The sequence below is a fragment of the Clostridium sp. genome (genome assembly GCF_051656525.1).
In the GTDB taxonomy this organism is placed as follows: domain Bacteria; phylum Bacillota; class Clostridia; order Clostridiales; family Clostridiaceae; genus Clostridium.
On record NZ_JBOGCC010000102.1, the window covers coordinates 1 to 2,039 of the forward strand.

Genomic DNA, 2,039 nt, shown 5'->3' on the forward strand with positions numbered 1-2,039 from the left:
ACACGCACGGTGATATGTGGGATTGTGAGATTGAAGGGTTACGTGCGGGTGTAGCGACCACCAGCGGCACGTCTGGGTCACTTATCTGGGGCGCTAGGGTCACACAGGAATTCCGTGCAGAGGTGCGAGCTGTAGCGGGACGGTTAGGGTTCGACCCGAATTGGCTCATGGCGGTCATGGCGTTCGAGACTGGCGGTTCATTCAGCCCATCACAGCCGAACCTCGGCGGCGGGAGCGCTACGGGGCTGATACAGTTTACAAGCTCGACAGCGATTGGACTCGGTACGACCACTGCAAAATTGGCACGTATGAGCGCCGTAGAGCAGTTGCAGTGGGTGGAGAAATACTTCCAACCGTACAAGTCACGAGTGCGCAACTTGGGTGACTGTTACATGGCGGTTCTGTGGCCGGGGTCAATCGGCAAGCCCGACAGTTACGTAATGTGGCGTAAGAATGACCCCGCAACGGCGAAGTACTACAATGCCAATGCGGGGTTGGATATTAGTCGTGATGACACAATCACACGTGGTGAAGCGGTGACACGGGTGAACATGGAAGTGGTACGAGGGCAGCAATACGCAAAAGGGTAACATCCGCTACCCTTATTACAGTGTCACAGTGGGCGGCATTCTTCCGCAGTTACAGACCAAGGTAATGTGGGGTCGGACGGGTCCATATCGCGTGTTTCCATCAGGATTTCACGATCGAAGTCGGTAGTGACAATTTTCAATAAATCTTCGATTCTCACATTGTACAATCGTGTTTCATCGGTATACGGTTCCAAAAGTGGTGTTGCGTCCACTACAATAGGAAATGTTACACTTCCCAACCCCGCATAACCACCATCATTCAACAATTCGATACGTACTTTCTCAGTCATTGTTCCGTCTCCTATAGTTTGACAAGTCCGTCACTGTATCGTCTAAAAAAGCCCCTCGGTAGAGGGGCAAGCATCAACAACACAGAGAGTACACCGTAATAGTACACGCTGTGACGTGACTGTCAAGCAGCGATGCGTTATTATTTGATAAATAATTGACGGGGCGGTTATGGGCACTTTAATCACATCGCACAATTTGTACCGTGTGGCGTTTCGCGAGCTGGCGAAAGAGGTGTACACGTGTATCCCCGGCTACTTACTAGCGTACGACCCAGCGACCCAGCGCGCACAGGTTCAAATCGGTGTGCAACGTGTGGACATCAACGGTGCAGCTTTCACACCTCCGGTCATTGTGGATGTCCCCGTGTCGATTTACGGGAGCGATTCGCATTTTGTTGAAGTGGAGTTTCAGCCCGGCTGTGAAGGGATGATTCATTTTTCCCAACGTTGTATCGATGGTTGGAAGCAAACCGGTAAAGTGGGTGTCAATCCTATCGCACGTTTTCACCACGCCAAGGACGCCACATTCGTACCGGGTGTGCGTAGTCTGGCCGGTAAAATTACCGGATACGCCAACAATGGTGTCCGACTGCGTAACAAGTCCGGCGACAGCTACGTGTGGCTCAAACGTGACGGTACGGTAGAGCAGCGCAACCCGAAAGGGTTCGGCACACTCTCACCAGACGGCACAATGAATATTAACGGTGTGACCATCAGTCCAGACGGTTTGATAACTGTACCGTCCAGCGGTGGGATCATTGATGCGAAAGGTATCAAGGTTGAGACGCACAAACACGGCGGCGTTCAGGGTGGTAACAGTGATACAGGTGTTCCAAAATGACAGTACGTAAAATTGACCCGCTGACGGGTGACATTGTCACATCGGGTGAACAGTTTATCACTGGTCAAGAAGAAATCGCGCAGACGATACAGACACGTTTGCGGTTATATCTCGGCGAATACTTTCGTGACATTACGGACGGTACACCGTGGTTTGAGACTATTCTCGGTAAAGACACAAACCGTAACGCTGCCGAAGCGTCCTTGCGTAATCGGATCGCCCGTACCGAGGGTGTTATCCGTCTCACGTCGTTCAGTTTTACCGCTGACCCTGTGTCACGCAAAGCAAGTGTGACGGCGGGGTGTCTGACCAAGTACG

Annotated in this window: 4 protein-coding genes; 3 read left to right on the plus strand and 1 reads right to left on the minus strand. The window is 51.9% G+C overall.

Going from position 1 to position 2,039, the window contains the following annotated elements:
- Positions 1-590: hypothetical protein (locus ACRDDY_RS04545; protein WP_438563784.1), on the plus strand; the 590-nt coding region annotated here is incomplete at its 5' end.
- 23 nt (positions 591-613) lie between these two features.
- On the opposite strand, the gene ACRDDY_RS04550 is transcribed toward ACRDDY_RS04545, so the two are convergent.
- Positions 614-880: a hypothetical protein gene (locus ACRDDY_RS04550; protein WP_438563785.1), complete on the minus strand. Its 267-nt coding sequence runs from the start codon at positions 878-880 to the stop codon at positions 614-616.
- 169 nt (positions 881-1,049) lie between these two features.
- Between ACRDDY_RS04550 and ACRDDY_RS04555 the strand changes: the two genes are divergently transcribed.
- Positions 1,050-1,721: a Gp138 family membrane-puncturing spike protein gene (locus tag ACRDDY_RS04555; protein WP_438563786.1), complete on the plus strand. Its 672-nt coding sequence runs from the start codon at positions 1,050-1,052 to the stop codon at positions 1,719-1,721.
- A partial coding sequence (locus ACRDDY_RS04560) for a hypothetical protein (protein WP_438563787.1) occupies positions 1,718-2,039 on the plus strand: 322 nt, incomplete at its 3' end. The genes ACRDDY_RS04555 and ACRDDY_RS04560, both read left to right, overlap by 4 nt.